Origin of the sequence: Microbacterium sp. RD1 (genome assembly GCF_052220165.1) — a bacterium.
In the GTDB taxonomy this organism is placed as follows: Bacteria; Actinomycetota; Actinomycetes; order Actinomycetales; family Microbacteriaceae; genus Microbacterium.
This window is the reverse complement of sequence record NZ_JBQPOL010000001.1, coordinates 1,421,434-1,446,132: the sequence shown is the minus strand read 5'-3', so window position 1 is coordinate 1,446,132 and position 24,699 is coordinate 1,421,434. Positions and strand designations below refer to the sequence as shown.

At 70.9% G+C, this 24,699-nt stretch carries 22 protein-coding genes and 2 tRNA genes; 7 read left to right on the top strand and 17 right to left on the bottom strand.

The genetic code is table 11. The features are described from left to right. Positions 1-25: 25 nt before the first annotated feature. Positions 26-658 (top strand): TetR/AcrR family transcriptional regulator, encoded by a 633-nt coding sequence (locus tag ACTU3I_RS07045; RefSeq protein ID WP_442924945.1) that lies wholly within the window; start codon positions 26-28, stop codon positions 656-658. A 3-nt stretch (positions 659-661) separates the two neighbouring features. Here the strand turns inward: ACTU3I_RS07045 and ACTU3I_RS07040 are convergent, their stop codons facing one another. The 5 genes from ACTU3I_RS07040 to ACTU3I_RS07020 form a co-directional block, all read right to left on the bottom strand. Next, a complete protein-coding gene (locus ACTU3I_RS07040; RefSeq protein WP_442924944.1) occupies positions 662-1,144 on the bottom strand; it encodes a hypothetical protein in 483 nt (160 codons plus the stop codon). Positions 1,145-1,171: 27 nt separating this feature from the next. Then, a complete protein-coding gene (locus ACTU3I_RS07035) occupies positions 1,172-3,211 on the bottom strand; it encodes a primary-amine oxidase (RefSeq protein WP_442924943.1) in 2,040 nt (679 codons plus the stop codon). A gap of 137 nt (positions 3,212-3,348) precedes the next feature. After that, complete coding sequence (locus tag ACTU3I_RS07030) at positions 3,349-4,830, bottom strand: APC family permease (RefSeq protein WP_442924942.1); 1,482 nt, start codon at positions 4,828-4,830, stop codon at positions 3,349-3,351. Between the two features lie 118 nt (positions 4,831-4,948). Then, positions 4,949-5,746, bottom strand: a complete 798-nt coding sequence (locus ACTU3I_RS07025; RefSeq protein ID WP_442924941.1) for an SDR family NAD(P)-dependent oxidoreductase — start codon at positions 5,744-5,746, stop codon at positions 4,949-4,951. Then, a complete protein-coding gene (locus ACTU3I_RS07020) occupies positions 5,743-6,345 on the bottom strand; it encodes a TetR/AcrR family transcriptional regulator (protein ID WP_442924940.1) in 603 nt (200 codons plus the stop codon). Before ACTU3I_RS07020 ends, ACTU3I_RS07025 begins: the two co-directional genes overlap by 4 nt. 85 nt (positions 6,346-6,430) lie before the next feature. Between ACTU3I_RS07020 and ACTU3I_RS07015 the strand changes: the two genes are divergently transcribed. From ACTU3I_RS07015 to ACTU3I_RS07005, 3 genes are all read left to right on the top strand, one after another. Next, entirely contained in the window at positions 6,431-7,468 is a 1,038-nt protein-coding gene (locus tag ACTU3I_RS07015; protein WP_442924939.1) for a phosphotransferase enzyme family protein, read from the top strand. Beyond that, a complete protein-coding gene (locus tag ACTU3I_RS07010; protein ID WP_442924938.1) occupies positions 7,465-8,751 on the top strand; it encodes an aspartate aminotransferase family protein in 1,287 nt (428 codons plus the stop codon). The genes ACTU3I_RS07015 and ACTU3I_RS07010 overlap by 4 nt, the downstream gene beginning before the upstream one ends. A gap of 135 nt (positions 8,752-8,886) precedes the next feature. Next, positions 8,887-9,837 carry a helix-turn-helix domain-containing protein gene (locus tag ACTU3I_RS07005; RefSeq protein ID WP_442924937.1) on the top strand — a complete coding sequence of 317 codons (951 nt, stop codon included), beginning with the start codon at positions 8,887-8,889 and terminating at the stop codon, positions 9,835-9,837. Between the two features lie 23 nt (positions 9,838-9,860). On the opposite strand, the gene ACTU3I_RS07000 is transcribed toward ACTU3I_RS07005, so the two are convergent. The 5 genes from ACTU3I_RS07000 to ACTU3I_RS06980 form a co-directional block, all read right to left on the bottom strand. After that, positions 9,861-10,007 carry a hypothetical protein gene (locus ACTU3I_RS07000; RefSeq protein ID WP_442924936.1) on the bottom strand — a complete coding sequence of 49 codons (147 nt, stop codon included), beginning with the start codon at positions 10,005-10,007 and terminating at the stop codon, positions 9,861-9,863. 74 nt (positions 10,008-10,081) lie between these two features. Next, complete coding sequence (locus ACTU3I_RS06995; protein WP_442924935.1) at positions 10,082-11,563, bottom strand: aldehyde dehydrogenase family protein; 1,482 nt, start codon at positions 11,561-11,563, stop codon at positions 10,082-10,084. A gap of 148 nt (positions 11,564-11,711) precedes the next feature. Then, positions 11,712-12,692, bottom strand: coding sequence for a cation transporter (locus tag ACTU3I_RS06990; protein WP_442924934.1), 981 nt, complete (start codon positions 12,690-12,692; stop codon positions 11,712-11,714). Further along, a complete protein-coding gene (locus tag ACTU3I_RS06985; protein ID WP_442924933.1) occupies positions 12,689-13,174 on the bottom strand; it encodes a transporter substrate-binding domain-containing protein in 486 nt (161 codons plus the stop codon). Before ACTU3I_RS06985 ends, ACTU3I_RS06990 begins: the two co-directional genes overlap by 4 nt. Continuing rightward, positions 13,171-13,533, bottom strand: coding sequence for a nuclear transport factor 2 family protein (locus ACTU3I_RS06980; protein WP_442924932.1), 363 nt, complete (start codon positions 13,531-13,533; stop codon positions 13,171-13,173). The genes ACTU3I_RS06985 and ACTU3I_RS06980 overlap by 4 nt, the downstream gene beginning before the upstream one ends. 40 nt (positions 13,534-13,573) lie before the next feature. Here ACTU3I_RS06980 and ACTU3I_RS06975 point away from each other — a divergent pair, with 40 nt between their 5' ends. Then, entirely contained in the window at positions 13,574-14,293 is a 720-nt protein-coding gene (locus ACTU3I_RS06975; protein ID WP_442924931.1) for a hypothetical protein, read from the top strand. On the opposite strand, the gene ACTU3I_RS06970 is transcribed toward ACTU3I_RS06975, so the two are convergent. The 5 genes from ACTU3I_RS06970 to ACTU3I_RS06950 form a co-directional block, all read right to left on the bottom strand. After that, on the bottom strand, positions 14,280-14,792 hold the full coding sequence (locus ACTU3I_RS06970; RefSeq protein ID WP_442924930.1) for a GAF domain-containing protein: 513 nt from the start codon (positions 14,790-14,792) through the stop codon (positions 14,280-14,282). The genes ACTU3I_RS06975 and ACTU3I_RS06970 overlap by 14 nt on opposite strands. Before the next feature lie 325 nt (positions 14,793-15,117). Beyond that, positions 15,118-15,191: transfer RNA gene (locus tag ACTU3I_RS06965), tRNA-Met, on the bottom strand. 25 nt (positions 15,192-15,216) lie between these two features. Continuing rightward, positions 15,217-15,288: transfer RNA gene (locus ACTU3I_RS06960), tRNA-Thr, on the bottom strand. A gap of 66 nt (positions 15,289-15,354) precedes the next feature. Then, positions 15,355-16,638: a M23 family metallopeptidase gene (locus tag ACTU3I_RS06955; protein ID WP_442924929.1), complete on the bottom strand. Its 1,284-nt coding sequence runs from the start codon at positions 16,636-16,638 to the stop codon at positions 15,355-15,357. A 144-nt stretch (positions 16,639-16,782) separates the two neighbouring features. Continuing rightward, positions 16,783-17,577 (bottom strand): inositol monophosphatase family protein, encoded by a 795-nt coding sequence (locus ACTU3I_RS06950; protein WP_442924928.1) that lies wholly within the window; start codon positions 17,575-17,577, stop codon positions 16,783-16,785. A 40-nt stretch (positions 17,578-17,617) separates the two neighbouring features. On the opposite strand from ACTU3I_RS06950, the gene ACTU3I_RS06945 reads away from it, so the two are divergent. Beyond that, a complete protein-coding gene (locus ACTU3I_RS06945) occupies positions 17,618-19,204 on the top strand; it encodes a phytoene desaturase family protein (RefSeq protein ID WP_442924927.1) in 1,587 nt (528 codons plus the stop codon). Between the two features lie 11 nt (positions 19,205-19,215). On the opposite strand, the gene ACTU3I_RS06940 is transcribed toward ACTU3I_RS06945, so the two are convergent. Both ACTU3I_RS06940 and ACTU3I_RS06935 read right to left on the bottom strand, forming a co-directional pair. Continuing rightward, on the bottom strand, positions 19,216-20,169 hold the full coding sequence (locus tag ACTU3I_RS06940) for a hypothetical protein (RefSeq protein WP_442924926.1): 954 nt from the start codon (positions 20,167-20,169) through the stop codon (positions 19,216-19,218). Positions 20,170-20,250: 81 nt separating this feature from the next. Beyond that, positions 20,251-23,682 carry a bifunctional proline dehydrogenase/L-glutamate gamma-semialdehyde dehydrogenase gene (locus ACTU3I_RS06935; protein ID WP_442924925.1) on the bottom strand — a complete coding sequence of 1,144 codons (3,432 nt, stop codon included), beginning with the start codon at positions 23,680-23,682 and terminating at the stop codon, positions 20,251-20,253. 104 nt (positions 23,683-23,786) lie between these two features. Between ACTU3I_RS06935 and ACTU3I_RS06930 the strand changes: the two genes are divergently transcribed. Then, the gene (locus tag ACTU3I_RS06930) at positions 23,787-24,683 is read left to right on the top strand and encodes a LysR family transcriptional regulator (RefSeq protein WP_442924924.1); all 897 of its coding nucleotides are present in this window, start codon (positions 23,787-23,789) and stop codon (positions 24,681-24,683) included. Positions 24,684-24,699 lie beyond the last annotated feature (16 nt).

Sequence of the window (24,699 nt, the reverse complement as noted above, 5' to 3'; positions counted from 1 at the left end):
AAGTTCCGTGCGACAGAATCGATGCGTGCCGAAGATCGTCGACAGGGATGCGCGCCGACGCGAGATCGTCGAGACCTACCTGACGCTCGTCGCTCGCGAGGGCATGGAGGCCGCAACCACGCGACGTCTCGCCGAAGAGCTCGGTGTCGCGACCGGTGCCCTCTGGCACTACTTCGCCAACTTCGACGAGGTGCTCGCTCTGGCATTCGCCACCGTCTTCGAGCGCACGGGGGCGCGGATCGCCGACCACGTCGGTGATCACCGGGGACTCGGCGCGCTCGTGCGGATGCTGGAGCAGATCCTGCCGCTGACGAAGACCACGCAGGACGAGGCGCTCGTCGTGGTGAACTTTTGGGGGCGCGTGACGGCGTCACGGCATCAGAACGTGCGCCGCGCGTTCGCCGAGCGGAGCTGGCAGGACGAGTTCCGCATCCACCTGGAGCAGGCGGTCGCCGACGCCGAACTCGTCGCGCATACCCCCACCGCTGCCCTTGCGGATGCCCTGCTGGTGCTCTCGCTCGGCCACCAGGTCACGTTCGTGCTCGACGCCCCGCTGTCCGAGCCGACGGCGCAGTGGACCCTGGTGCGGAGCATCCTCGACCCGTGGGCGACGGATCGCGGACGCGCACTGGTCGCGCCGGACCCACTCGCCGATTAGGTCTCAGCCCAGAGCCATCGCCGCCACCAGGAGCGCGAACATCGCGCCCATCCCGACGAGTTCGACCCTCGCGGCGGCCCCGACGGGCCGGTGAGCCCGCCGGGTGAGCGCCGTGACGCTCCAGCCCAGGTAGGCGATCGCCCCCGCCGCGAGCAGCAGGTGCGGTGAGAGCGCCGCACCGTGGACGTGCGCCGTCGATCCTGCGGCGAAGTCGTGCCCGCCGACGAGGAGCATGCCGGCCATGAGGGCGCCGCCGACGGCGCGATGCACGTCGAGGGCACGTTCACGCGGGGTCAGCCGACGGACCCCGACGCTCAGCACCATGGCCAGGGAGAGCAGCAGCAGGCCGGCTGCCATCCGCAGTGTGGCGGGGAGGAACGGTAGGCAGGCGACAGCCATCACGACGGCGAGCGCGCGTGCGCGCCAGCGACTCTGCGCCAGGCAGCATCCGCCCGCCGCCATCACGCCCGCGCAGGCTGCGGTCACCGCCAGCACGGGGCGTCTACTGCTCTCTCAGCGCCCGGCGTGGCCGTGCGCACCGTGATCGTGCGCACCATGATCGTGCGCGCCGTGATCGTGCGCGCCGTGATCGGGGTCGGCATTGGCGAGGCCGTGGTCGGCCGCACCTCCCGCCGCCGGCGCGGCGCAGTGGTCGCCACCCCCGAGGTCGGGGACGTCGAGGGTGGGGTTGCGGTCGAAGAACCCATGCGGGACGAGCGTGAAGCCGGCGTAGTCCACCGGCATGATCGGCCAGTCCTCGGTGCGGGGGAAGTGCGTGAGCCCGAACGTGTGCCACACGACGATGTCCTCCCCGTCGATCGAGCGGTCGGCTCGGATGTATGCCGGGAGGCCCGATCCGCCGGGATTCTGGTTCGTGGTCCGCCCCGCTGCCCACATCTCGTCACGGTCGTATCGCGTCACCCAGAGGTGATGGGCGGCGAATTCGGCACGCGGGCGCACGAAGGCCTCATCGTCGACGAGGAGCGTCGGCTTGCCCTCCGGCAGCAGCAGATACGAGGTGGGCCGCCCGAGGCGATTGGTCTTGTCGGTGCTGAGAATCCGCCATGTGCGGTCCACGCGGTTGTCTGCGTCGCGCACCGCCTCGGACTCCCGCGCCAGACGCGTGTGCGTGCGGGCGAAGGCGTTGCCCCACGGGTTTCCCTCCGAGCGGAGGACGCGGGCCACGTCGACCTCCTCGACGGCGTTGGCGACACCGTCGACCGTCAGGTCCAGGCGCGCCGAGAAGAGGTGCTGATGCACCGGCGCTCCCAGGCCCGGTGCGACCTCGGTCGAGTAGGGGTAGTCCCCGCCCGGGTAGGCGTTCGTGAACACGATGCCGGTCGCCTTGGCCTCGAGCTCGATCTTGCCGTCGAGGTAGAGGTACCAGTAGAAGCCGTAGTCGTAGTTGCCGACCGTCACGAAGAAGGAGATCACGAGGCGACGCTGGCGGCGGGTCTCGCTCGTACCGGTGATCGCGTCGTTGTGCTTCCAGAGGATGCCGTAGTCCTCCTCGTGGATGCAGACGGCGTTGCGGATCGTCTGGGGCATGCCGAAGTCATCCGCCACCACCGCGTCGAGATAGGTGATCTCCCCGACGCAGTCGCACCCGAGTTCGAGCGAGTTGGCGAGGCGGCCGAACTGATACTCCGAGACGTCGTAGTAGTTCTGCCACGCGTTCGTCGGTGACGTGTCGCCATAGTTGACGACCATCTCCGAGACCGATCCCCGGTACATCACGGGGCGGTCGATGCCACCGTCACGATAGGCGAGCTGATGCAACGTGAGTCCCTCGCGCCCGTTGAAGCCCACGCGCACCGACCAGTTCTCCCAGCGGAGCACGCCGTCTTCGAGCGTGAAGCTCACGCCTTCCGGCTGCGTGATCGAGATCGGCTTCAGGGTCGTCCGCAGCGGCCCGCGCACCTGCGGATCGAGGTAGTCGCCGTTCTCGGTCGGCACGAACGCCTCTGCGGTCTCGACGAGGCGGACGATCTGCTGGGCCTGCAGATCCACATGGGCGACGAGGCCCCCGATGGGGTGCGCCCAGTAGGAGTCGGTCGGATACTCGCGGAAGAACGACAGGACGCGGATCATCCGCACCCCCACTTCGTCCTCGTATCCGAAGACACCGGCTGACAGCGCCACGACGACGACCTTCTCGAGGTCGCTGACTCCGCGACGAGCGAGCGCGGCGACGTAGCCGTCGTCGGCCTTCACGATGCGGTCGACGGCTTCGAAATCCTCGTCGAAGACCGGCCCGAAGCCCTCGGCGGCGACGTCGACGTCACGACGAGCGAGCAGGACGCGCGCACCGAGGTCGACCACCAGATCGCTCACGGCGCCGGTCGCGAGGTCGGTGAGGAGGACGGCCACCTCCCGTGGCAGCGCGACCCCGGGATGCCACGCGAGGACGTCCTTCTTGTCCGGCTCGCGCAGGGCGATGTAGGAGAACCGTGTGCTCTCCGTCACGAGGCCCTCGTCGGCCAGGAAGCCGCGCAGGTTTCGGATCTCGTCGACGCTGAGCGGAGTCAGCGGATGGGAGACGGCGGTTGTCATCGGGGGCTCCTCGCATCATGGACCGTCGGCGGTCCTCACAACATCTTTATTGAGCGTGTGCTCATTATTGATGGCAAGCACGTTTCTGGCAAGTGAACGCTTCGGCGGCGGTCACGGAGACCGCCACCGAAGCGGGATCACAGCGGGGCGAGCTCGTCGAAACGCTCGAGATCCTGGTTCAGGCCCTCGTAGATCGCGGGCCGCTGGGATTTCAGATAGGCGGCATAGGCCACCCCGCCGATCACGGCGAGGACCAGGAGCCACGGCAGGAGCTGCACGTAGACCGCCTCGGATCCGGCGACCAGCGTGAAGTTCACGATGGCCATGATGCTGAAGACGAGCAGTGCGAGAAAGCCGATCCCGGGAGCGATGAACGTCGACCACCATCGCGGGTCGCGCTTGCGACGGAAATACACCACGACGGCGAGCGCGGCGATCGCCTGCACGATCATGACCGCCAGCGTGCCGAACCCGAGGCCGACGGGGACGAGGGTGAGAACGGGCGGCAGCGGGTTGCCGTCGGGGTCGGTCTCGACGAAGACCGCGAAAAGGGCGGCCACGACGATCGCGAACAGGAGATTCACCAGCAACGCGCGCTGCGGCGCCCCGTTGCGGTTGGTCGTCGCAAGCCACTGGGGCAGCACGCGCGCGCGGCCGAGGGCGAACAGGTAGCGAGCAGCGGAATTGTGGAACGCCAGCTGCGCCGCGAAAAGGCTCACCACCAGGAGCACGAGGGCGATCGCGCCGATGACAGGTCCGAGATAGGTGTCGATGAGGACGAGCGTCAGGTCCCCGGCGGCAAGGCTGTCCAGCGCCGCACCCTGCGCTTCCGGGACCCCCAGCGCGCTGACGATCGCCCATCCGACGATGGCGTGAAGGACACCGATGAGGATGATCGCCGCGTACGTGGCCCGCGGGATGGTGCGGCGCGGGTCGCGCGCCTCCTCGCCGAAGAGAGCCGTCGCCTCGAAGCCGATGAAGGCCGTGGCCACCATCAGCAGTCCGATCCAGATCGAGCCGCCCACGAGGATCTCGGGACTGAACGCCAGCGTGAAGGCCTCGAGGCTGAAGCCCACCTGCACGAGCACGGAGACGGCGAACGCGAGAAGGATCACGATCTCCAGGATCAACGCGACTCCCAGCACCACGGCACTGACGTGGATGCCCGCGCGCGCGAGGAGGAACACGATGACGAAGAGCACGACGGCCACGAGGAACCAGTGCAGCTCGAAGCCGAACAGCGCCGGCAGCACGACCATCCCGGTGAAGAACCCGATGGTGCCGAGCGCGCCGGCGACGAAGAAGTTGTAGCCGAGGGTGGCGATGATGCCGGTCACGAGTCCCGCCGCCCGGCCGAGACCCTTCACCGCGATGGCGTAGAAGCCCCCCGCGCTGACGAGCTCTTTCGAGATCTGCGCGTAGCCGACGGCGAACAGGAGCAGGGCGGCAGCGACGATGATCACGGCGACGGGGATGCCGCCGCCGTTGCCGAAGGCGATGGCGAGCGGGAGCACGACGATCGCGACGGTGAGCGGCGCGACGGCGGCGAGGACCAGGAACACGATGGACGGGACGCCGAGCTGGTTCTTCTTCAGGCTGGCGTTTTCGGGTGCGGACATACAGACCTCCTTTGGCCGGATGCTGACGATTCTGCTCATCCGTGCCACCGGGCTGTTGCCGCGCGGTGCGGGGCCCTTGACCGTCCGTGCAGGCTCGCCGCGCGCCTGCCCCCGCGCCTCACATCCCGGCGCGGGCGAAGGCGGTGGTCGGGAGGTCGACGCTGTCGGCACCGCCGTCGACAGGGAGCACCGCACCGGTGATGTACGACGACGCCGGGGACGCCAGGAAGTGGATCACGTCGGCGATCTCCGCCGGCTCGGCCGGGCGCGCCAGCGGCACATCGGCGGTGACTGTGCGGTAGGCCGTGGCGCGATCGGGCAGCCCCGCCGCGGCGGCGAACTCGTCCATCTCGGCGTCGGCCATGGGCGTGCGGACCCATCCGGGGCAGATGGCGTTCGCCCGCACACCGTCGTTGCCGTAGTCGCGGGCGATCGAACGGGTGAGGCCGATCAGCGCGTGCTTGGCGGTCGTGTAGCCCAGGGTGCTCGGGCCGGCGGCGAGCCCCGCCAGGGATGACACCACCACGACACTCCCTCGCGCCCGGCGAAGCGGCTCCACCGCGGCACGGAGGAAGACGAACGCCGAGTCGAGGTTTCCGCGCAGGCTCGCCGCCCAGTCCTCGTCGGTCGTCGCCTCCAGGGTCGCGAATCCGTGCCCGCCGGCGTTGGCGACGACGGCGTCGAGGCGCCCGTAAGCCTCGAGGATGGTCGCGATCGCCCCGGCGGCCTGGCGGGGATCCGCCGCATCCGCGGTCACGGGGAGCGCACCGGTGCGCGCCGCAACAGCGTCGAGCAGCGCCGGACGGCGACCGACGACCGCCACGCGCCAGCCCTCGCGCGCGAAGCGCTCCGCCGCAGCGGCCCCGATGCCGGTGCCACCGCCGGTGATGGCGACGACGGGTGCGGGTTCGGTCATGACTGCTCCTGTCCGGATGGCGGCGCGGCACGCAGGCCCCGCAGGATGTAGCGCACGGCGTCGACGTAGCGCACCGCGGAGTCGGGGTGGCGGGCCGCGTCGATCCCCGCATCGCGCAGGCTCGAGGACAGCAGCACGGCGAGCGCCTCCGGATCGGCGCCGGGCGAGAGCTCGCCGGCTTCCCGGGCGGCCGTGAGTTCGGCACGGATGTCTTCGCGGTAGCCGCGCGAGCCCTCCCCACCCCCCTCACGGAAGCCGATCAGGCTCGGCCCCGACACGCTGTAGAAGCTGCCGAGGGTCGGCGAACGGGAGAAGTCGATCATCGTCTGCGCGTAGGTCAGGATGCGCTCCTCCCACGTCGCGCCGCCCTGGGACGCCGCACGCGCTCGATTCACGAGCATCCGGCCCGCCGCGTCGTAGGCCGCGCGCAGCATCTCGTCACGCCCGTCGGGGAAGTGCGCGTAGATCGTCGCGCGCGCCATCTCCGCCTGTGCCGCGATGCGCTCGATGCTGACGCCGTCGAGGCCGTCTCGCTCGAGCAGGACGAGGGTCGCGGCGACGATGTCTTCGCGCATCCGCTGACGACGCTGCTCGCGCATGCTGTCCCCCTCGAATCCAGACTTCGATTCTGGAAATTGAACTTTGAGTATGGCAGAGTGTGCGCAGCCCCACCAGAGGAGAACCATGGAACTCGACAGCGCCGCGCGCCTCGTCCGGGACGCGCTCGCGCGCTACGGCATCGATCCCGCCGCCGATGTGGAGTTCGTGAAGTACCGCGAGAATCACGTCTTCCGGGTGACCGCGAGCGACGGGGGATGCTATGCCGTGCGCCTCCATCGCCCCGGGTACCACGACGACGACGAGATCCGCACCGAGCTGCGTTATCTCGACGCCCTCTCCGAGGCGGGAGTTCCCGTCCCGCGCGTGCGCCGTGCCGACGACGGCGAACTCGTCAGCGTCGTCGCCGCCGCGGGGCACGCTCGTCTGGTCTCGGTGCAGGAGTGGATCGCCGATGCGACTCCCTTCGGCGATATCGAGGGGGCATTGTCGGGGAGCCACGACCCGCACGCCGACGCCTTCGCCGAGATCGGCACGGTGATCGGCAGGCTCCACGCCGCGGCGGGCCGGATCGGCACTCCGGAGGGTTTCCGCCGACCGGCGTGGGACGCCGACGGACTCGCCGGCGATCGGCCGCTGTGGGGCGATCCCACGGCCCTGGCGGGACTCTCCCCCGATGCCCGCCGTGCCATCTCGCGCGGCCGCGACCACGTGCAGGGGACGCTGTCCGCACTCGACAGGTCGAGGGAGGTCTTCGGCGTGATCCACGCCGATGCGACCCCCGAGAACGTGATGCTGACACCGGCCGGCGTCGTCCTCATCGATTTCGACGACTTCGGCACCGGCTGGTACGCGTTCGATCTCGTCACCGCGGTGTTCCACCACGCGCGCAACCCGCGCTATCTCGAGTTCGAATACGCCGTACAGAGTGGATACGCGCAGAGCCGCCCGCTCGCCGCGGAGGAACTGGCCGTCTGGGACGATCTCATGCTCGCGCGGGGACTGACCTATCTCGGCTGGGCCGCTCAGCGCCCCGCCGACCCGGCATCCGAGTTCATCGCCGCCTTCGTGGCGCCGTGGGTCGCCGACGTCGCCGGCGCCCTCACTGCGGGGGAGCCCGCCCCCTGGCGCACCTCGCCGCACCGATCGGAGACGCACCGATGACCACCGACGACCTCCTCGCGCGCCGCTTCGCCACGATCGGGCGCCACTCGCCCCTCTTCTACGACGAACCCGTGCATCTCGTGTCGGCATCGGGCGTCTGGCTCACCGACGACCGCGGGCGGCGATACCTCGATGCGTACAACAACGTGCCGCACGTCGGCCACGCGCATCCTCGCGTGGTCGACGCGATGTGCCGGCAGGCGGCGACGCTGAATCTCCACACCCGCTACTTGAACGAGCGGGTCGTGGAGTACGCCGAGACGCTGCTCGCCCGGTTCGAGCCGCAGCTGGATCGCGTGCTCTTCGCCAACAGCGGCTCCGAGGCCAACGAGCTCGCCTTCCGCATCGCGATGCAGCACACCGCCTCACGCGGCATCCTCGTCACCGACTTCAGCTATCACGGCAACACCTCGCTGCTGGCCGCGGCCACCACCGGCCTGAAGACGCACGAGGGGCTCGCCGACAACGTGCGGGCGTTCGCGGTGCCCGACCTGGATGCCGCCGCCTACGCCGGAGCCGACTCCGACCGGGTACGGGACGATGCCCTCGAGCGCGTCGACGCCGCGATCGACGAGCTTCGCGAGACGTACGGCGTCGCCGCGGTGATCCTCGAGTCGATCTTCTCCACGGAGGGCCTCCCGCGCGTGCCCGACGGTTTCGTCGAGGGCGTCGCAGCCCGCGTCCGCGCGGCCGGCGGCCTCGTCATCGGCGACGAGGTGCAGGCCGGCCTCGCGCGCACGGGTCGGCACTTCTGGGGGTACCAGCGATACGACCTCGTCCCCGACCTCGTGACGCTCGGCAAACCGCTCGGAAACGGGCACCCGCTCGCGGCCGTCGTGACCACCGACGCGCTGCTGGAGGAGTTCGGCTCCCGCAACGAGTACTTCAACACCTTCGCCGGCAATCCGGTGTCCGCAGCCGTCGGGCTCGAGGTGCTGCGCGTCCTCGACGACGAGGCGCTGGCGGCGCGATCGGCACGCCTGGGCGATGTCATCCGCGCCGAGCTGGCCGAGGTGACAGGCGCCTACCCGACGCTCGGCCCGGTCAAGGGCGACGGGCTGTTCTTCGGGTTCGGCGTGTTCGGTGACGCGGCCCATACGATCCCCGACGGCGCGCGGACGAAGGCGATCGTCGAGGCCGTCAAGGCGGAGGGCGTCCTTCTCAGCCGCATCGGCCCGACCGGCTCGGTGCTGAAGATCCGCCCGCCGCTGGCCATCACCGATGCCGAGGTCCCGATCCTCCTGGGAGCGCTCCGCGCCGCCGTCGCCGCCGTGCTCGGCTGAATCGGAAAGCCCCCGGCCCACGACCGTAACGGAGCGGAAACGTGACCTCGCGACAATGGGAGGCACCCGCCGGACGAAAGAGTGATACCGTGGCTCGAATCATATACGATTCACGTTTCACGCTGGAGTGAGACCATGACCGCACACCACGCACCGCCTCCCGAGACATACGACAGCGTCCTGCCCCTCGACGGCTTCCGCACCGCGATCGCCGACGCGGTGGTGGCACTGAACGTGCAGGCGAACGACCCGTCGTCCTTCCGCGCCGCCCTGCGCGGGCGTGCGGCAGGCGACGTGCACGTCCTCGGCATCGATGCCGATGCCCACTCCGTGCACCGCACCGAGTCGCTGATCCGCGAAGCGCCGCAGCACTACTACAAGTTCACGCTCGTCGAGCGCGGGACGGGTCTCATCGTCCAGGGCGGGCGCGAGACCGCGCTTCGCACCGGCGATATGACGTTCTACGACACCGACCGGCCGTACTCGCTGCTGTGCTCCGACGACACCCGCATCTCCGTCGTGATGTTCCCCAAGGAGCTGCTGTCCCTCCCGTCCGACCTGACGGCGCGGCTCACCGCGACCCGTTTGGGGGCCGACTCGCCGGTGGGCGCGATCGTCCGGCCGTATGTCGCTTCGCTGTCCAGTCAGGTCGGCCAGATGCCGGCGCATCCGGCACGGCGGCTCTGTCGCGGCGCGATCGACCTGATCTCGACCCTCATCGAGGACGGCCTGGGAGCGCAGACGTTCGCGTCCCCTCACGGCGACCTCATGCGGCGGGTCCTCGACTTCATCGACGAGAACCTGGCATCGGCCGACCTCGCGCCGCCGATGATCGCGGCCGCGCACTTCATCTCCGTGCGCCACCTCCACGCCCTGTTCAACGACCAGGGGACCACGGTGTCCACGGTCATCCGCAATCGCCGGCTGGAGCGCTGCTACGACCAGCTGATCGATCCGGGCGCGGCGAATCGCTCGGTCACCGCGATCGCGCTGGAGAACGGGTTCGTCGACGCCGCCCACTTCAGCCGCACCTTCCGCTCCCACTACGGCATGCCGCCCAGCGTGGTGCGGCCCTCGCGGGCCTGACGCGGGGCGGCACGCCGTCGTGCTCAGGCCGCCTTCGCGAGCCGGCGCGCCTTCGCGGATGCCATGCGCACCCGCAGGACGTGGGTCAGCGCGCTCAACCCGATCGCGGCGATGAGGGCCAGGCCGCTGGCGACGGCCTGCCAGAACGTCGTGCCGGCGAAGCCCGCCATCGCGCCGGAGAGGAGGCGTCAGCGCGCCGGCGGATTCGTCAGGGCGAGCCCTCGGGGGCTCGGGATGAGTCACATCAGCCGTTGATCACCTGCGGGACCGAGACGGCCTTGAGCCCCTCGACGCCGAACTCGAGACCGTAGCCCGAGCCCTTCACCCCGCCGAACGGGATCATCGGATGCACACCGCCGTGGGAATTGATCCACACGGTCCCCGCCTGGATGCGCGCGGCGACCTCGCGGGCCTGCTCCCGGTCGCTGGACCACACCGACGCACCGAGACCCACATCGAGACGGTTGGCACTGGCGACCGCGTCGTCGACGTCGGAGTAGCGGATGATGGGGAGCGCGGGCCCGAACTGCTCCTCGTCCACGAGCGCGATCCCGTCTTCGACGTCGGCGATGATCGTGGCGCGGTAGAACAGCTCGCCGAGCTCGGGTGCCGGTTCACCGCCCGCCACGACCCGGCCGCCTCGGGCCTTCGCGTCCTCGACCAGACGCGAGACGATGTCGAACTGCTGGCGGTTCTGCAGAGGTCCGAGCACGTTCTGCTCGTCGAGTCCGCGCCCCATCGGAATCTGCTGGGCGAGAGCACCGAGCGCGGAGACGACATCCTCGTAGATCGAGTCGTGGACGTACAGCCGCTTGAGGGCGGCGCACGTCTGTCCGGTGTTGATGAAAGCGCCCCAGAAGAGCCCCTCGGCGATAGCCTGCGGGTCGGCGTCGGGGAGCACGATCCCCGCGTCGTTGCCGCCGAGCTCGAGCGTGAGACGGGCGAGGTTGCCGGCAGAGCTCTCGATGATCTTGCGACCGGTGGCGGTCGAGCCGGTGAACATCACCTTGTCGATGTCGGGGTGCGATGACAGGCGCGCCCCGACCTCCCGGTCACCGGAGATGCCGATCAGCACGTCGGCGGGCAGCACCTGGTTGAGAACGTCCAGCAGAGCGAGGACGCTGAGCGGCGTGTACTCGCTGGGCTTCACCACGACGGTGTTCCCCATGCGCAGAGCAGGGGCGATCTGCCAGACGGCGATCATCATGGGCCAGTTCCACGGCCCGATCGCGCCGACCACACCGACGGCCCGGTACACCAGCTCGGCGTGGACCTCGCCGTCGTCGACGACGACCTGCGGCTCGAGCACGGTGGTCGCGGCCGTCCGCAGCCATGCCGAGCACGCGCCGACCTCGAAGCGCGCGTTGGGGCCGTTGAGCGGCTTGCCCTGCTCGCGTGACAGGAGGCGGGCGAGCGCCTCGGCGGCGGCATCGATGCGGTCGGCGGCTTCCAAGAGGAGGCGGCTGCGCTCTTCGTGGCCGAGCGCATCCCAGGCAGGCTGCGCCGCCTTGGCGCGGGCGATCGCCGCGTCGAGGTCGTCGACGGTGTGCTCGGGCGCACGGCCGACCACGTCGCCGGTGGCAGCGTCACGGATGGCGCGGCCTTGGCCCTCGGGCGCCTGCACGCGCGCCAGAATCTCCGTCACCGCCGCCTCCGGTGCGGGCTCCGCCGCGGGGGCGGCTCCGTCGACGGCGGGGTCTGCGAGAGCGGGAGTGGGATCCGACATCTTCGTCTCCTTCGGTGGATTTCCCGGCGGCGCCCTCAGCGCACCGCCGATACGGCCAGTCTCATCCGCTGCCGCGGCGGGCACTTGACGAGGAGCGCTTCGAGCATGACCGGGCGCGTACGGTCGACGCCGGTCACCGGTCGTGACGTCAGGAGGCATCCGACCTGGCGCTGGTGTTCTCAGGGAATTCCGCCACCGGAACGATCACGATGTCGTGGATCTTCCAGTCGAGGGCGCGGCATCCCTCTTGCGCCTCGGCGAGCTTGCGGAGCGAGGGCGTCCGTCCGCGCTTGGGGATCACGAAAGCCTCGACGTGGAAGAACTGCCCCTGATCGCGCGTGCGCGTGCGCACGTCGCTGACCCACGGCAGGCTCGACAGCAGATCGTGAACCTTGTCGAGGTCGGGGTGCGGCTTCTTGTCGTCGAACGTGGTTCCGCGCGTGTCCATCAGATCGGTGACGGCGGCGCGCGTGTTCTTGACGCCGTCCCACAGGATGCTCGCGGCGATGAACGTCGCTGCCGCCGCATCCGTCCACCACAGCCCGAGGCCGATGCCGCCGACGCCCACGATGGTGCCGACAGCCGTCATCCAGTCGGCCTTGTTCATGTCCGCATCCGCGTAGAGGACCTTGTTGTGGAGCTCTTCGGCCAGCTTCATCTTCTGGTGGCCGAAGTAGATCGGCAGCGGGATGGTCAGCGCCATCACGCCCATCATCAGCCAGCCCAGCCACACCGTCTGCCCGAAGAGCACGACAGTTCCGATGGGCGGCCGGTCACCGCGGATCAGAGTCAGGACCGAATCCACGAGCAGGAACGCGCCCATCGCGAACAGCGCGACGCCGGCGACCAGGTGGGCGACGCCGACGGACCGGAAGAATCCGTAGGGATAGGTGCGTGTCGCAGGGCGCCGGATGATGCGCACGGCCACGAGGAAGGCGATCGGTGGTGCGAGCGACAGCAGATCCTCGATCCAGGCCGCGCGCATCGCCTGCGAGCTGCCCGTGACGATCCCCACGGCGGCGATCGTCACGACGAGGAAGGCCAGCGTCGCCCACTCCAGCCTGATGGCACGACGCAGCATCCGCTGTTGCCGCGGTGGAAGGGTCTCCGTCAGAACGTCCCGGGTCATCTGCCGGCCTCCCCGCGGAGGAAGGTCTCCAACCGCACGAGCAGCTGGTTCTCGCCCGGTCGCGTCAGCATGACGTGCTTCTCCGTCACCCCGCTGTCGTTGCGCGCCTCGAGGTAGGGCGCGGTGACGGCGGCCTGATCCGTCCACGGGGTGTCATCGGTGTACCCGCCGATCGCGATGTCGATGTCGCCCTCGCGCAGCGCGTCGGCGAGGACGCCCTCGCTGTCTTCCACCCAGTCGATCTCGGCATCGAGGCTCTCGGCGAAACCCTCCATCAGCTCGACTTCCGACCCTGCGGGGAGCCGACCCGATGTGTCGGTCCACGGCGGGTTGTGGGTGATGCCGATGCGGATCTCATCGCCCCGGATGCGATCGGTCGTCCCGTCGGTGTCGGCGGGGATGGGTCCGCAGCCGGAGAGGACGGCGGCGAGCGCGGCGAGCGCGAGGCCGCGACACAGGCGTCGGAGGGTGCCTGCCGTCATGCCCACGGCGTACCGGGCTCGACGAACCACTCCACGAAGGAGCGCGCACGCCCGTCGTCGGCGAAGCGCACGACCCAGATGTTGGCGTACGTGCGGCCGTCGGCGTAGTCGGTGCGTCCTTCGATGATGCCGACGTCCCCGGTCGCCGCCAGCGGCGCGCCCTCGAACCGCCACTCCCCCGGCTCATCGCGATGCGCCACCCACCCCTCGACGATGGCATCGATGCCCGACCACGGCTCGGGATCGAGCGGGCTCCCCGCGTAGGTGGCGTCGTCGGTGAACAGCGCGCGGATGTCTTCCGCGTCGTTGGTGCGCCACGCGACGAGATAGCGATCGAGCCATGCCTGCAGGAGTTCCATGCCTCTAGGACTAACGCTCCCGGCTGCCCGGGTCAACGGGATGAGGCGCACCCCGCAGGTGGGGCAGGATGCCGGGATGCTGACTGCCCTCGCCCAGCTCGCCGGCACCGTCCTGCGCGGGGGTTTCGCGATCCTGCTGCGTCTGCGACACCCCCGTCCCATCCACGCCCACGGCGTGGTGCTCGAGGGGCACCTGCGCTGGAGCGGTCAGCACACGCGGTCGGGGATCACCTGGATCGACGACGCCCCGTTGCAAGAGGTGGCCGTCGTGGCGCGCGTCTCGCGGTCGGTGGGCCTGCCCGCGTGGCTCCCGGATGTCATCGGCCTGGCTCTGCGGGTCGACGACGACGGCGGCCCGGCCGACGTCGAGCTCGCCTCCACCGGGATCGCGGTGCCATCGCGCTTCGCGCTGATCCCGCACCTCTCCCCCGCCCGCGCGGTGCTCACGTGCGTCCTGCCGTACCGCGGCGCGTCCGGTCCGGTGCTCGTGGGCGCCCTTCCGCGCACACCCGGGGACCTTCCCGCCGATCCCGAAGCCCTCGCGGCCGTCCTGCGCGCCACGCCCTGGCGCCTTCGCCTGTGCTTCGCGACTCCGTCGGGGCGCTGGCATCCGTTCGCCGAGCTGACCCTTCGCACCGCTCCCGATCAGGACGACCGCGAGCTGCGCTTCGACGCTGTGCGGCGCATGCTCCCCGGGGCGGATGCTTATCCGTGGGTGCGGATGCTGCGGCAGCCGTCGTACCGGCTCACCCAGGGCTGAAGCCGGCCGACCCCGTCGTCTCGGCGACCCACAGCGTCGCGGTCGCCGTCGCCGCGGCGGCATCGCGGATCTCCTGCCAGTTGCGCCCGCCCCTGCGGAACGCGAGGTGCACACGCGGCGGCACAGCCTCGTCGTCGGTCGGGTGGTCCAGCCACGCGCAGTCACGGACATGCGGGAGATCAAGGTCCCGCGCCTGCGCCGTGTCGTCGTACCGCCACGGCCCGGCCAGGCGACCGAGCCAGGTCAGCCCATCGCCGTCGCGCGTCCATACCAGGACGCCGGCAGGCACCGCGGCGAACCGCTCGAGACGACGGGCCATCCGCTCGCCGTGCACGGCGGCCACGTGAGCCGCGGCGTCCGCCACCGTCGGCGGCGCTGCGGCCACGACGCCGCCGACACCGACGAGGCCGTGGGTGAGCGCACGCTCCACCGCGGCAGCATGGTCCACGTCGTCGCGCCGCGAGCGCATCGGTGCCCGGAAGGTCCGGGGCTCTGGCATCGTCCCTCCGCTCATGCCCCGACCCTACGCGGCGGGTGTGCGCCCGACATGTGCCTTGACGGGCACCGCGTCCCCGTGGCGCTCGAGGGTCCCCCATATGGCCGATATCCGCGACGGGCCGATCGTCCGTCCGGCGACGAGCCCTGACCCCGCCCCGAACCGCGAGACTGCACCTCCGCCACGAAACTGCGGTCGTGCGCAGCAGTTTCGTGGCGGAGGTGCAGTCTCGCGGGCTCCCCCCTCGAATGAGCGAGGTACGTGCGGGATCGTGGGATCCGTAATCCAGAAAGCCCCGGCGAAAACCGGGGCTGATCTGGAATATATGTAGCAGGAGCGGGGCTTGAACCCGCGACCTCACGATTATGAGTCGTGCGCTCTCACCAACTGAGCTACCCTGCCGCGACGCATCCGTGCGGATGCTGCGAGCCCCGAGTCAGGATTGAACTGACGACCCCTTCCTTACCATGGAAGTGCTCTGCCACTGAGCTATCGGGGCGCGCCCGGACGCGTCCGGGCAACTAGACGAGAATACCAGAGCGTCGGCATCCGCTTCACACGGAAGTCAGCCTCCGGCGTGCGACCGCAGCCACGGCAGCGGGTCGATTGCGGTGGTGCCACCGGCGAGGATCTCGAAGTGCGTGTGGGCGCCGAACGAGCGGCCCGTGTTGCCGGTACGGCCGATGAAGGTGCCGACCTTCACCTGCTGACCGGTCACGACCTGCAGCGAGCCGTACTGCATGTGGCCGTAGCGACTGGAGACGAGTTCCCCGTCGATGACGTGATCGATGATGACCATCACGCCGTAGGCACCGCCCGATTCCGTCGCGATCCGCACAGTGCCATCGGCGATGGCCTGCACCGGTGCGCCCGCACCCGGGGTGAAGTCGATGCCCTGGTGCATCGTGCCCGAGCGCATGCCGAAGCCGTAGCTCATCGGCACGCCGACGGCGAACGGCCACTGGATCGGCGAGTTCGGGTTGTTGACGAACAGGTTCGAGAAGTTCGAGATGCCCGACTCCGCCGCGATCTCGGCGATGGAAGTCACCTTGTAGTCATCCGTGCGCGTCACGGCCTGGTTCTCCACCTGCGCCGGAGCGACGTAGGCCTGGATCTCGCTCTCATCGGGGGCGACGTCACCCGGGGCGAGCACGCTGACGGCTGCTGTACCGCCCTGGGCGGCGGCGACGGCCTCGACGGGCGTCGTCATCCCCACGGTGAGCAGGCCGACGACACCGATGACCCCGACGGAGAAGGATGCGGCAGCCACCCGGCGGAACGACGACCCCTGCGTGGGGCGCGGCGATGCGGGTGCCTCCTCCTCGGCGAGCGCGGCGGCAGCGACCTGGACCGGGGTCTCCCCGGTGAAGGAGAACAGGCGCGCGGCAGCCTCGAATTCGTCGACCCCCGGTTCGGATGCACCGGCATCGACGTCGCCCGCGGCGGTCGCTTCGTCGGCGGGCTGCGGCGCGGCATCCGGCTCGACGCGGATCGGACGCACACGCGAGCGGCGCGAGGGGAGGGAGATCGGAGCTGTCGGAACACGGGTCGGCGAGGCGTCCACCGCCGCGGCGGCGGTCTCCACCACGAGGGGGACCTCGGCGGGAAGGTCGGGGAGCTCGAGCGCCTCGGGCGCGAGATCGGGGAGGTCCTCGACGGCGACCGCGGGGAGCGCCTCCTCCGATGGCGCCCGCTCTCGTGAGCGGCGGCGCTCCGGGGGGGCGGAGGCGGATTTCGCGGTTTCGAGCTGGGCCCTCCGACGAAGCTCCGCCCGCGTGAGCGCGGGCGCGTCGGGAGTCGGGCTGATCCGCTGGGGGGGCGCGGTTTCAGCCTGGCGGGAGTCGATCAAGACGCAGGGTGCTTCCGGGTCATGCCGTGGGGGCGGCGGGCTTCGGGGCGAACGCTTCAAGCACCTCCGCCGATCGGGTGACGAAGGTAACGATCAGATAAACACTATCCGAGGTCCCCTGAGAATGCCATGAAAGCGGTCCCGTCAGAACTCGAGAAGGTCAACCAGTCGATCGTAGACGGGCGGCGCGGCGGCGATCGTCATGGCGCGCCCGGGGCGGCCGCCGGGAGCCCCCGAGACCACTCCCCCGGCCTCGGTGACGAGGAGCGCGCCGGCCGCGTGATCCCAGGGTTGCAGGCCCCGCTCGTAGTAGGCGTCCAGCCGCCCGGCGGCCACATAGCTCAGGTCCAGGGATGCGGCACCTCCGCGGCGCAGATCACGGGCGATCGGCATCACGCGGGCGATCTGGGCGAGCGTGCCCGCGTGGGTCGCCGGGTCGTATCCGAACCCGGTGGCCACCAGCGCGCCCGCCGGGCCGACCTCGGCGTTCACGTGGATCTGCCGCCCATCGAGAAAGGCCCCGCTCCCCCGCGCTGCGGCGAACACCTCGCCGATCGCCGGCGCGTAGACCACCGCCGCGAGCGCCTCCCACTCCTGCGGATCGGCCGATCCCGCAACCGCGGCGATGCTCACCGCCCACGCCGGAAGCCCATAGGCGTAGTTCACCGTGCCGTCGATCGGGTCCACGACCCACGTGATCTCGGCATCGGGGGCGGATCCACCCGATTCCTCACCGAGGAATCCGTCATCGGGCCGCGCCGCCGCCACGCGGGAACGGATGAGCGCCTCCACCTCGCGATCGGCCTCGGTGACGATGTCGGCGAGCGCTGACTTCGTCGCGGCCACCGTCACGCCCTCGGCGCGGCGGGTCCGCGCGAGCTCGCCTGCTTCCCGGGCGATGTCGGTGGCGAGATCGAGCAGCTCGGCGGCAGAGGTCATGCACCCACGCTACTCGCGCGCCTCCGGTTACCGTGGTGGCATGAACGCGCGCACACCGGGGTACACGCACGACGTGGTGATCGTCGGCGGCGGCCACAACGCGCTCGTCGCCGCCGCCTATCTGGCCGGATCGGGTGCGAGCGTGATCGTGCTGGAGCAGGCCGGGCACGTCGGTGGAGCGGCGGTGTCGGAGCGCCCCTGGCCGGGAGTGGATGCGCGGCTGTCGCGCTACTCGTACCTCGTGAGCCTGCTCCCCCGGCAGATCATCCGCGACCTGGGCCTCCACATCGATCTGCGCCGACGTCGCTACTCGTCGTATACGCCCGATCCGGCCGATCCCACCAAAGGCATCCTCGTGGACAACGCGGATGCCGACGCCACGTCCGCGTCGTTCGCTCGCACGGTGGGAGACCGCGGCGAGGCGGAGCGGTACGCCGCGTTCACGCGCCGCATGACCCCGCTGGCCGAGACGGTCTTCCCGACGATGACCGAACCGCTCCCCACCACCGCCGAGCTCCGGCGACGGCTCGGCGACGACGCGCTGTGGACGGATGTGGTCGAGCGTCCGCTGGGGTCGCTGCTGCGGTCGGCCCTCGAGTCGGACATCGCGCGCGGCATCGCGCTGACGGACGGACTGATCGGCACGTTCGCCTCCGCCGACGAGGCCTCGCTCCGACAGAACCGCTGCTTCCTCTACCACGTGATCGGCGGCGGCACCGGCGACTGGGACGTTCCCGTCGGGGGGATGGGGCGCGTCAGCGCCGAGATCGAAAGGGCCGCACGCGACGCGGGCGCGGAGCTTCGCACCGGCGCACGCGTCGTCGCAGTGACGCCCGACGGCGAGGTGCGCATCGACGACCGACGCGGCGACACCCTCCGCGGCCGCGTGGTGCTCAGCGGCGTCGGTCGCGACGTGCTCGCCCGGCTGCTGCACGACGGCGGGGCCGGCGCCGCGTCCGGCCCCGTCGCCGAGGGCGCGCAGCTGAAGGTCAACATGCTGCTGCGGCGGCTGCCCCGCCTCCGCGACGAGTCCGTCCGCGCCGAGGCCGCGTTCGCCGGTACCTTCCACGTGCACGAGACGATGTCGCAGCTCGAGTCGGCCTACACCACGGCGAGCGCGGGCCTGGTGCCGGAGCCGCTCCCAGCGGAGATCTACTGCCATTCGCTCACCGATCCGTCGATCCTCGGCCCGCAGCTGCAGGCGGAAGGCGCGCAGACGCTGACGCTCTTCGGACTCCAGGTGCCGCACCGGCTCATCAGCGACACGGATGCCGCGGCGGCACGGGCGTCGCTCCTCGCGGCCGCGCAGCGGAGCCTCGACTCGATCCTCGCCGAGCCGATCGCGGACTGCCTCTACGAGGCGCCCGACGGGTCGCCGTGCATCGAGGCGCGGACGACCGTCGATCTCGAACGGTCGCTGGGCCTGTCAGGCGGCGACATCTTCCACGGCCCGCTGTCGTGGCCGTGGCTCGACGGTGAGGCGCACTCGCCCGCCGAGCGCTGGGGCGTCGCGACGGAGCATCCGGGGATCCTCTACTGCGGCTCCAGCGCGCGCCGCGGCGGGGCCGTCAGCGGGATCGGCGGGCACAATGCCGCGATGGCGGCACGGGAGCTCCTCGCACTGTAGTCCGCGGGACCCTACTGCGGCGGCGCGGGCGGCGGCGGGAAGCCCTGGTAGCCGGGATGCGGCGCGGGGGGCTGCGGAGCGGTGGGCGGAGCGGGCGGCTGCTGCTGCGCCGGAGATGCGGGCGGCTGCTGCTGCGCCGGCGGAGCCTGCTGGGGCACCGGCGGCTGCGGGTAGTGCGGCGCGGGCTGCTGCTGCGCGTACGTCGGGTATCCCGTGTAGTACGCGTTCCAGTCCGGCGACCCGTCGGGCATCACCGGAAGCGGCGTCACGCCGTCGACGTACGTGGGCCACGGCGCAAGCGGCGCCGGCGCCGACGGGCGGGGCGTCTTCGGCGCGAAGAGCGCGTTCACGAGAGGGATCAGCGCTGTCCCCACGGCGGCGAGGATCGTGATGGCCACGACGAATCGCCAGTACAGGTCGCCGAAGTCGATGAACTCGTGGAAGGCCAGCGGCAGCACCAGCATCACCGTGAGCGCCGTGACCAGCGCCAGCGTGAGAATCCCGATCGTGCGGGTGAAGGCCGTGTCGTGCCGCGCGAGCGCCTTGGTGTAGAGCCGCACGTGCAGCAGCGCGAGCTGCAGCACGAGCACGATGACCAGGAACGAGATGAAGCGCCCGAAGCCGTCGAAGTCCCAGCGCGTCGGCATCCACACGAGGAAGGCGCCGAGCAGCAGCGTGACGACCCACGTCACCATGCTGGTCAGCGCGAACCACGCCGGCCGGCGCGGCGCGAGGGAGGCGTCGAGGATGGCGACTCCCGCGAAGCCCGCCAGCAGCAGGATGGTGAGGAACGCACGACCGATGATGCCGTTCTCCGGCCCGATGAGCACCCAGACGACGCAGACGATGGCGGCGGCGATGAGCGCGCCGATCGCCACCCAGATCGCGGCCCGCAAGAGCCCTCGTCCGCGTTCGGCTGAGGCGGTGAGTGGCGGAGTCGGATGCTGCTGCTGCGGCGCGGTCATGGGATTCCTCTCGTCCGGCTGTGTCCATCCTGGCACGCCACCCGCCGGCTGCCCGGGCAGGTCGACATAGCTGGGGACAGGTCAGCGAGCGAGCGCGGTGGGCACCTCGTAGCGACGCGGGGTGCCGAATCGGTGCGCGGTGATCGAGACCGCCTGCTCTCGGAGGAACGTCAGCATCTCGATACGCCCCGCGCTGACGACCGGTCCGGCGTAGACCGCGAGAGAGGGCGAGCCCGCCGTCGCCGCCGCCACATCGCTCGCCGAGCCACCGAGAAGCCGCACGCGGCCACCCTCTCCGGCCAGCCGTCCGGCGCGGCGGTGCCATGCGCCGGCGTTCTCGACGGCGACGGCGGCGCCGACCCCGTCCAGCCACGCACGCACCGCCGGTGACAGCTCCTCCGCCGTGCTCACGACGATCGGCGCACCGGCGCGCGCACCCGCGGCGACGACGCGGACCAATTCGGCCTCCGAGGCGGCCTCCCGGCGCACGGTCACGGGTACCGGCGCGTAGCGGAAGACGTTCTGTTCCGACGCCAGGGCACTCACGTCGCGTGCGACGCCGAACTCCTCGGACTGCGCGACGATGTCGGTGGCGAGAGCGGCCGCCAGCCACGGGCGGTCGGATGCGGCCACCGCGGCGAGCGCGGGAGCCACGGCGGCGTCGGTGCGCGCGGCCGCAGGAGCGGCATCCGCCCACGACCCGAACGCGACGAGGTAGTTCGGTCCACCGGCTTTCGCGCCTGCCCCGACAGCCGACTTCTTCCAGCCCCCGAACGGCTGGCGCTGCACGATGGCGCCCGTCGTCCCGCGGTTGACGTACGCATTGCCCGCCTCGATGCCGTCGAGCCATGTGGCGATCTCGTTCTCGTCGAGGGAGTGCAGCCCCGAGGTGAGCCCGTACTCGATCGCGTTGACCATTCCGATCGCCTCGTCCAGGCTCGCCGCCGTCATGATCCCGAGCACCGGCCCGAAGTACTCCGTCACGTGGAATTCGCTCCCGGGCGTCACGCCCTCGCGGATGCCGGGGCGCCAGAGGGCACCGTCCTGGTCGAGCCGCTCCGGCTCGACCAGCCACCGCTGGCCGTGCTCGAGAGTCGTGAGCGCGCGCAGCAGCTTTCCATCGGCCGGACCGATGAGCGGACCGATGCGGCTGGCGGCATCCTCGGGGACGCCCACCTCGAGAGAGGTGACCGCGTCGACGAGCTGCGAGCGGAAACGACGCGACGAGGCCACCGAGCCGACGAGGATGACGAGCGACGCCGCCGAGCACTTCTGCCCGGCGTGACCGAAGGCGGAGAAGGCGACGTCCTTGGCCGCCAGGTCGAGGTCGGCGCTGGGGGTGACGATGATGGCGTTCTTGCCGCTCGTCTCCGCCAGCAGGGGCAGGTCGGGACGGAAGGAGCGGAAGAGCTCGGCCGTCTCGTACGCCCCGGTGAGGACGACGCGCTCGACCGCGGGGTGCGCGATGAGCCGGGTGCCGAGCTCTCGGTCGGCCAGCTGCACGTACTGCAGCACATCGCGAGGGACGCCGGCCTCCCACAGCGCCTCGATCATGACCGCTCCCGAGCGTCGCGCCTGCTTCGCCGGCTTGATCACGACGGGGCTGCCGGCCGCGAGGCCGGCGAGGGTGGATCCGGCGGGGATCGCGACGGGGAAGTTCCATGGCGGCGTCACGACGACCAGGCGCGCCGGCGCGAACTGCGCGCCGTCGACCTTCTCGAGATCGCGCGCCCGCTCGGCGTAGTAGTGCGCGAAGTCGATCGCCTCGGAGACCTCGGGGTCGCTCTGCTCGATCACCTTGCCGCACTCGGCACCCATGACCTCGATGAGGTCGGCGCGACGGCGTTCGAGGATGTCGCCCGCGCGGTGGAGGATCTCCGCACGACCGGCAGCACCCAGCGCCCGCCATGCCGCGCCGGCGGCGACAGCGCCGTCGATGACGGCGTCGAGCTCGTCGGTCGTGGTCAGGGTGTGGGCGGCGACGGTGTCGTTCCCGAGCGTCGACGTCGGCATCCGCTCGAGGATGCCCTCGGCCCACCGGCGGTTCGCGGCGATCGCCGGGTCGGAATCCGGGGCGTTGCGGAAGCCCTCGCGCGGCGCCGGCTCGGGGTCGGCGGTGCGGTCCTGCGTGCGAGCGGGAGCCGGCACGCTCGCGGGCATGTCGGCGACGGCGGCGAGGAAGCGGTCGCGCTCACGGCGGAACAGCCCCTCGTCCGATTCCAGATCGAACACCGCCGACATGAAGTTCTCGCTCGATGCCCCCTCTTCCAGTCGGCGGATGAGGTAGGCGATCGCGACGTCGAACTCTTTGGGGTGCACGACGGGGGTGTACAGGAGGATCGAGCCGACCGTGCGGCGGACGACGGCCGCCTGGGCCGTGGCCATGCCCAGGAGCATCTCGACGTCGATGCCGCCCGTCACGCCGCGCCGCTCGGCGAGGAGCCACGCGAGCGCGATGTCGAACAGGTTGTGACCGGCCACACCGATCCGGACGGCGGCGACGTGCTCGGGTCGCAGGGCGTAGTCGAGCACGGCCTTGTACGAGGCATCCGTCGCCTGCTTCGACGGCCACGTCGCCAGCGGCCAGTCGTGGACGTCGGCGTCGACGCGCTCCATCGGCAGGTTCGCACCCTTCACGACCCGCACCTTGATCGGCGCCCCTCCGCCGGCGACGCGCGCCGATGCCCACTCCTGCAGGCGCATCATGGCGCCGAGCGCGTCGGGGAGGTAGGCCTGGAGGACAATGCCGGCCTCGAGGTCGCGGAACTCCGGGTCGTCGAGGATGCGCGTGAAGACCGCGAGGGTCAGATCGAGATCCTTGTACTCCTCCATGTCGAGGTTCAGGAACTTCCGACCGGCCCGTGCCGCGCGGTACAGCGGCCGCAGGGCATCCGCTGCGTCCTGGACGGCGGCGTCGAAGGCCCACGGCGTGTGGGGTGCGACGGTCGATGAGACCTTGATCGATACGTAGTCGACGTCGTCGCGGTCGAGGAGGCGACGCGTGCCCTCGAGGCGGCGCGCCGCCTCGGCGCGGCCGAGGATCGCCTCGCCGAGCAGGTTCACGTTGAGGCGGGTGCCGTCGCCCTCTCCTCGGATGCGGCGGATGGCGGGGCCGAGCTTGTTCGGGGTCGCGTCGACGATCAGATGGCGGACCATCGTCCGGAGCGCTCGACGGGCGATCGGGACGACGATGCTCGGCGCGATCGGCGCGGCGAACGCCCCGAGCCGGATGGCCGCGCGCAGCGGCAGGGGCAGGAACGCGGGGATGAGCGGCGTCAACGCGGCGAGGTTGCGGGCGGCGACGCGGAGGTCCTCCGGGCGCACGACGCCATCGACGAAGCCGACGGTGAAGTCGAGACCGTGGGGGTCGCCGAGGACGCCGGCCAACCGCTGCGCGGAGGCGTCGACGGGCTCGCCGCGAGACTCTCGCAGCCACGCCTCCACGAGCGCGACGGCGTCGTCGGCGAGTTCGGCGGGGGAAGCGAGCGGTGTGTGCTCGGGCGCGAGGGTCATGGCGATCCTTTCGTCGGTGCGCCCAGTCTGCGGCTCCGCATCCGTTGTGAAAAGCGATGGTTTATGATCGGTATTCTTCACATCGATCGAAGAAACGAGCGCCCGTGTTCGACCTTCGCCGTCTGCGTCTCCTGCACGAGCTCTCGGTGCGCGGAACCCTCGCCGCGGTGGCCGATGCGCTCGCCTACAGCCCGTCGACGATCTCGCAGCAACTCGCCCAGCTCGAGCGCGAGGCGGGGGTGGCGCTCCTGCAGCCCGATGGCCGGCGCGTCCGGCTGACGCCCCAGGGCGAGGCGCTCGCAGCCCACGCGGCCCGGATGCTGGAGGCGGACGAGCAGGCACGCGCAGAACTGGAGCGCATGCAGCCGTCGCTGGCCCCGGTGCGCGTCGCGGTCATGCAATCGGCCGCGCACGGGCTGGTGCCCACAGCGCTCACCCTGCTGGCGGAGCGGGAGCCGACGCTGCGCGTCGAGGTCGCCGAGCTCGCCCCGGAGGAGGGCCTGTTCGAGCTTGCCGCCCGAGGATTCGACCTCGTGATCGCCGAGCAGTACCCGGGCCACACGCGTGAGCACCGATCGGGGCTGGAGCGCACCCTCCTCGGGCACGACGATGTGCGTCTGGCGCTGCCACCGGGCGAGGCGCCCGCGGAGCTCGCCGACCTGCGCGAGCGGGCATGGGTCCTCGAGCCGCGCGGCACCGCCGCCCGAGAGTGGGCCACGCAGCAGTGCCGCGCTGCCGGGTTCGAACCCGATGTGCGCTTCGAGCTGGCCGACCTCACCGCGCACGTCCGGCTGGTCGCCGCGGGGCACGCCGTCGGGATGATTCCGGACCTCGTGCACGCCGGCGCCGCCGCGCCCGTGCGCACTGTCGAACTTCCCGGAATGCCTCGTCGCGATATCTTCACGGCGGTGCGGCGCGGATCGACCGAACGCGCCGCGCTGCGCGCGGTGCAGGACGCGCTGCAGGACGCCTTCGACGCGATCCGCCCGAGCGAGCCCTGAGCGCGCGGAGCCCTTC

Excerpts from the sequence above, each read along its gene's own strand:
- ACTU3I_RS06995 (WP_442924935.1), bottom strand. The coding sequence starts at position 11,563 with ATGTCGGATCCCACTCCCGCTCTCGCAGACCCCGCCGTCGACGGAGCC.
- ACTU3I_RS06950 (WP_442924928.1), bottom strand. The coding sequence starts at position 17,577 with ATGACCTCTGCCGCCGAGCTGCTCGATCTCGCCACCGACATCGCCCGG.
- ACTU3I_RS06985 (WP_442924933.1), bottom strand. The coding sequence starts at position 13,174 with ATGACGGCAGGCACCCTCCGACGCCTGTGTCGCGGCCTCGCGCTCGCC.
- ACTU3I_RS07035 (WP_442924943.1), bottom strand. The coding sequence starts at position 3,211 with ATGACAACCGCCGTCTCCCATCCGCTGACTCCGCTCAGCGTCGACGAG.
- ACTU3I_RS06940 (WP_442924926.1), bottom strand. The coding sequence starts at position 20,169 with ATGACCGCGCCGCAGCAGCAGCATCCGACTCCGCCACTCACCGCCTCA.
- ACTU3I_RS06990 (WP_442924934.1), bottom strand. The coding sequence starts at position 12,692 with ATGACCCGGGACGTTCTGACGGAGACCCTTCCACCGCGGCAACAGCGG.
- ACTU3I_RS07000 (WP_442924936.1), bottom strand. The coding sequence starts at position 10,007 with ATGGCGGGCTTCGCCGGCACGACGTTCTGGCAGGCCGTCGCCAGCGGC.
- ACTU3I_RS07020 (WP_442924940.1), bottom strand. The coding sequence starts at position 6,345 with ATGCGCGAGCAGCGTCGTCAGCGGATGCGCGAAGACATCGTCGCCGCG.
- ACTU3I_RS06945 (WP_442924927.1), top strand. The coding sequence starts at position 17,618 with ATGAACGCGCGCACACCGGGGTACACGCACGACGTGGTGATCGTCGGC.
- ACTU3I_RS06980 (WP_442924932.1), bottom strand. The coding sequence starts at position 13,533 with ATGGAACTCCTGCAGGCATGGCTCGATCGCTATCTCGTCGCGTGGCGC.
- ACTU3I_RS07030 (WP_442924942.1), bottom strand. The coding sequence starts at position 4,830 with ATGTCCGCACCCGAAAACGCCAGCCTGAAGAAGAACCAGCTCGGCGTC.
- ACTU3I_RS06935 (WP_442924925.1), bottom strand. The coding sequence starts at position 23,682 with ATGACCCTCGCGCCCGAGCACACACCGCTCGCTTCCCCCGCCGAACTC.
- ACTU3I_RS06975 (WP_442924931.1), top strand. The coding sequence starts at position 13,574 with ATGAGGCGCACCCCGCAGGTGGGGCAGGATGCCGGGATGCTGACTGCC.
- ACTU3I_RS07010 (WP_442924938.1), top strand. The coding sequence starts at position 7,465 with ATGACCACCGACGACCTCCTCGCGCGCCGCTTCGCCACGATCGGGCGC.
- ACTU3I_RS07005 (WP_442924937.1), top strand. The coding sequence starts at position 8,887 with ATGACCGCACACCACGCACCGCCTCCCGAGACATACGACAGCGTCCTG.
- ACTU3I_RS07015 (WP_442924939.1), top strand. The coding sequence starts at position 6,431 with ATGGAACTCGACAGCGCCGCGCGCCTCGTCCGGGACGCGCTCGCGCGC.
- ACTU3I_RS06970 (WP_442924930.1), bottom strand. The coding sequence starts at position 14,792 with ATGCCAGAGCCCCGGACCTTCCGGGCACCGATGCGCTCGCGGCGCGAC.
- ACTU3I_RS07025 (WP_442924941.1), bottom strand. The coding sequence starts at position 5,746 with ATGACCGAACCCGCACCCGTCGTCGCCATCACCGGCGGTGGCACCGGC.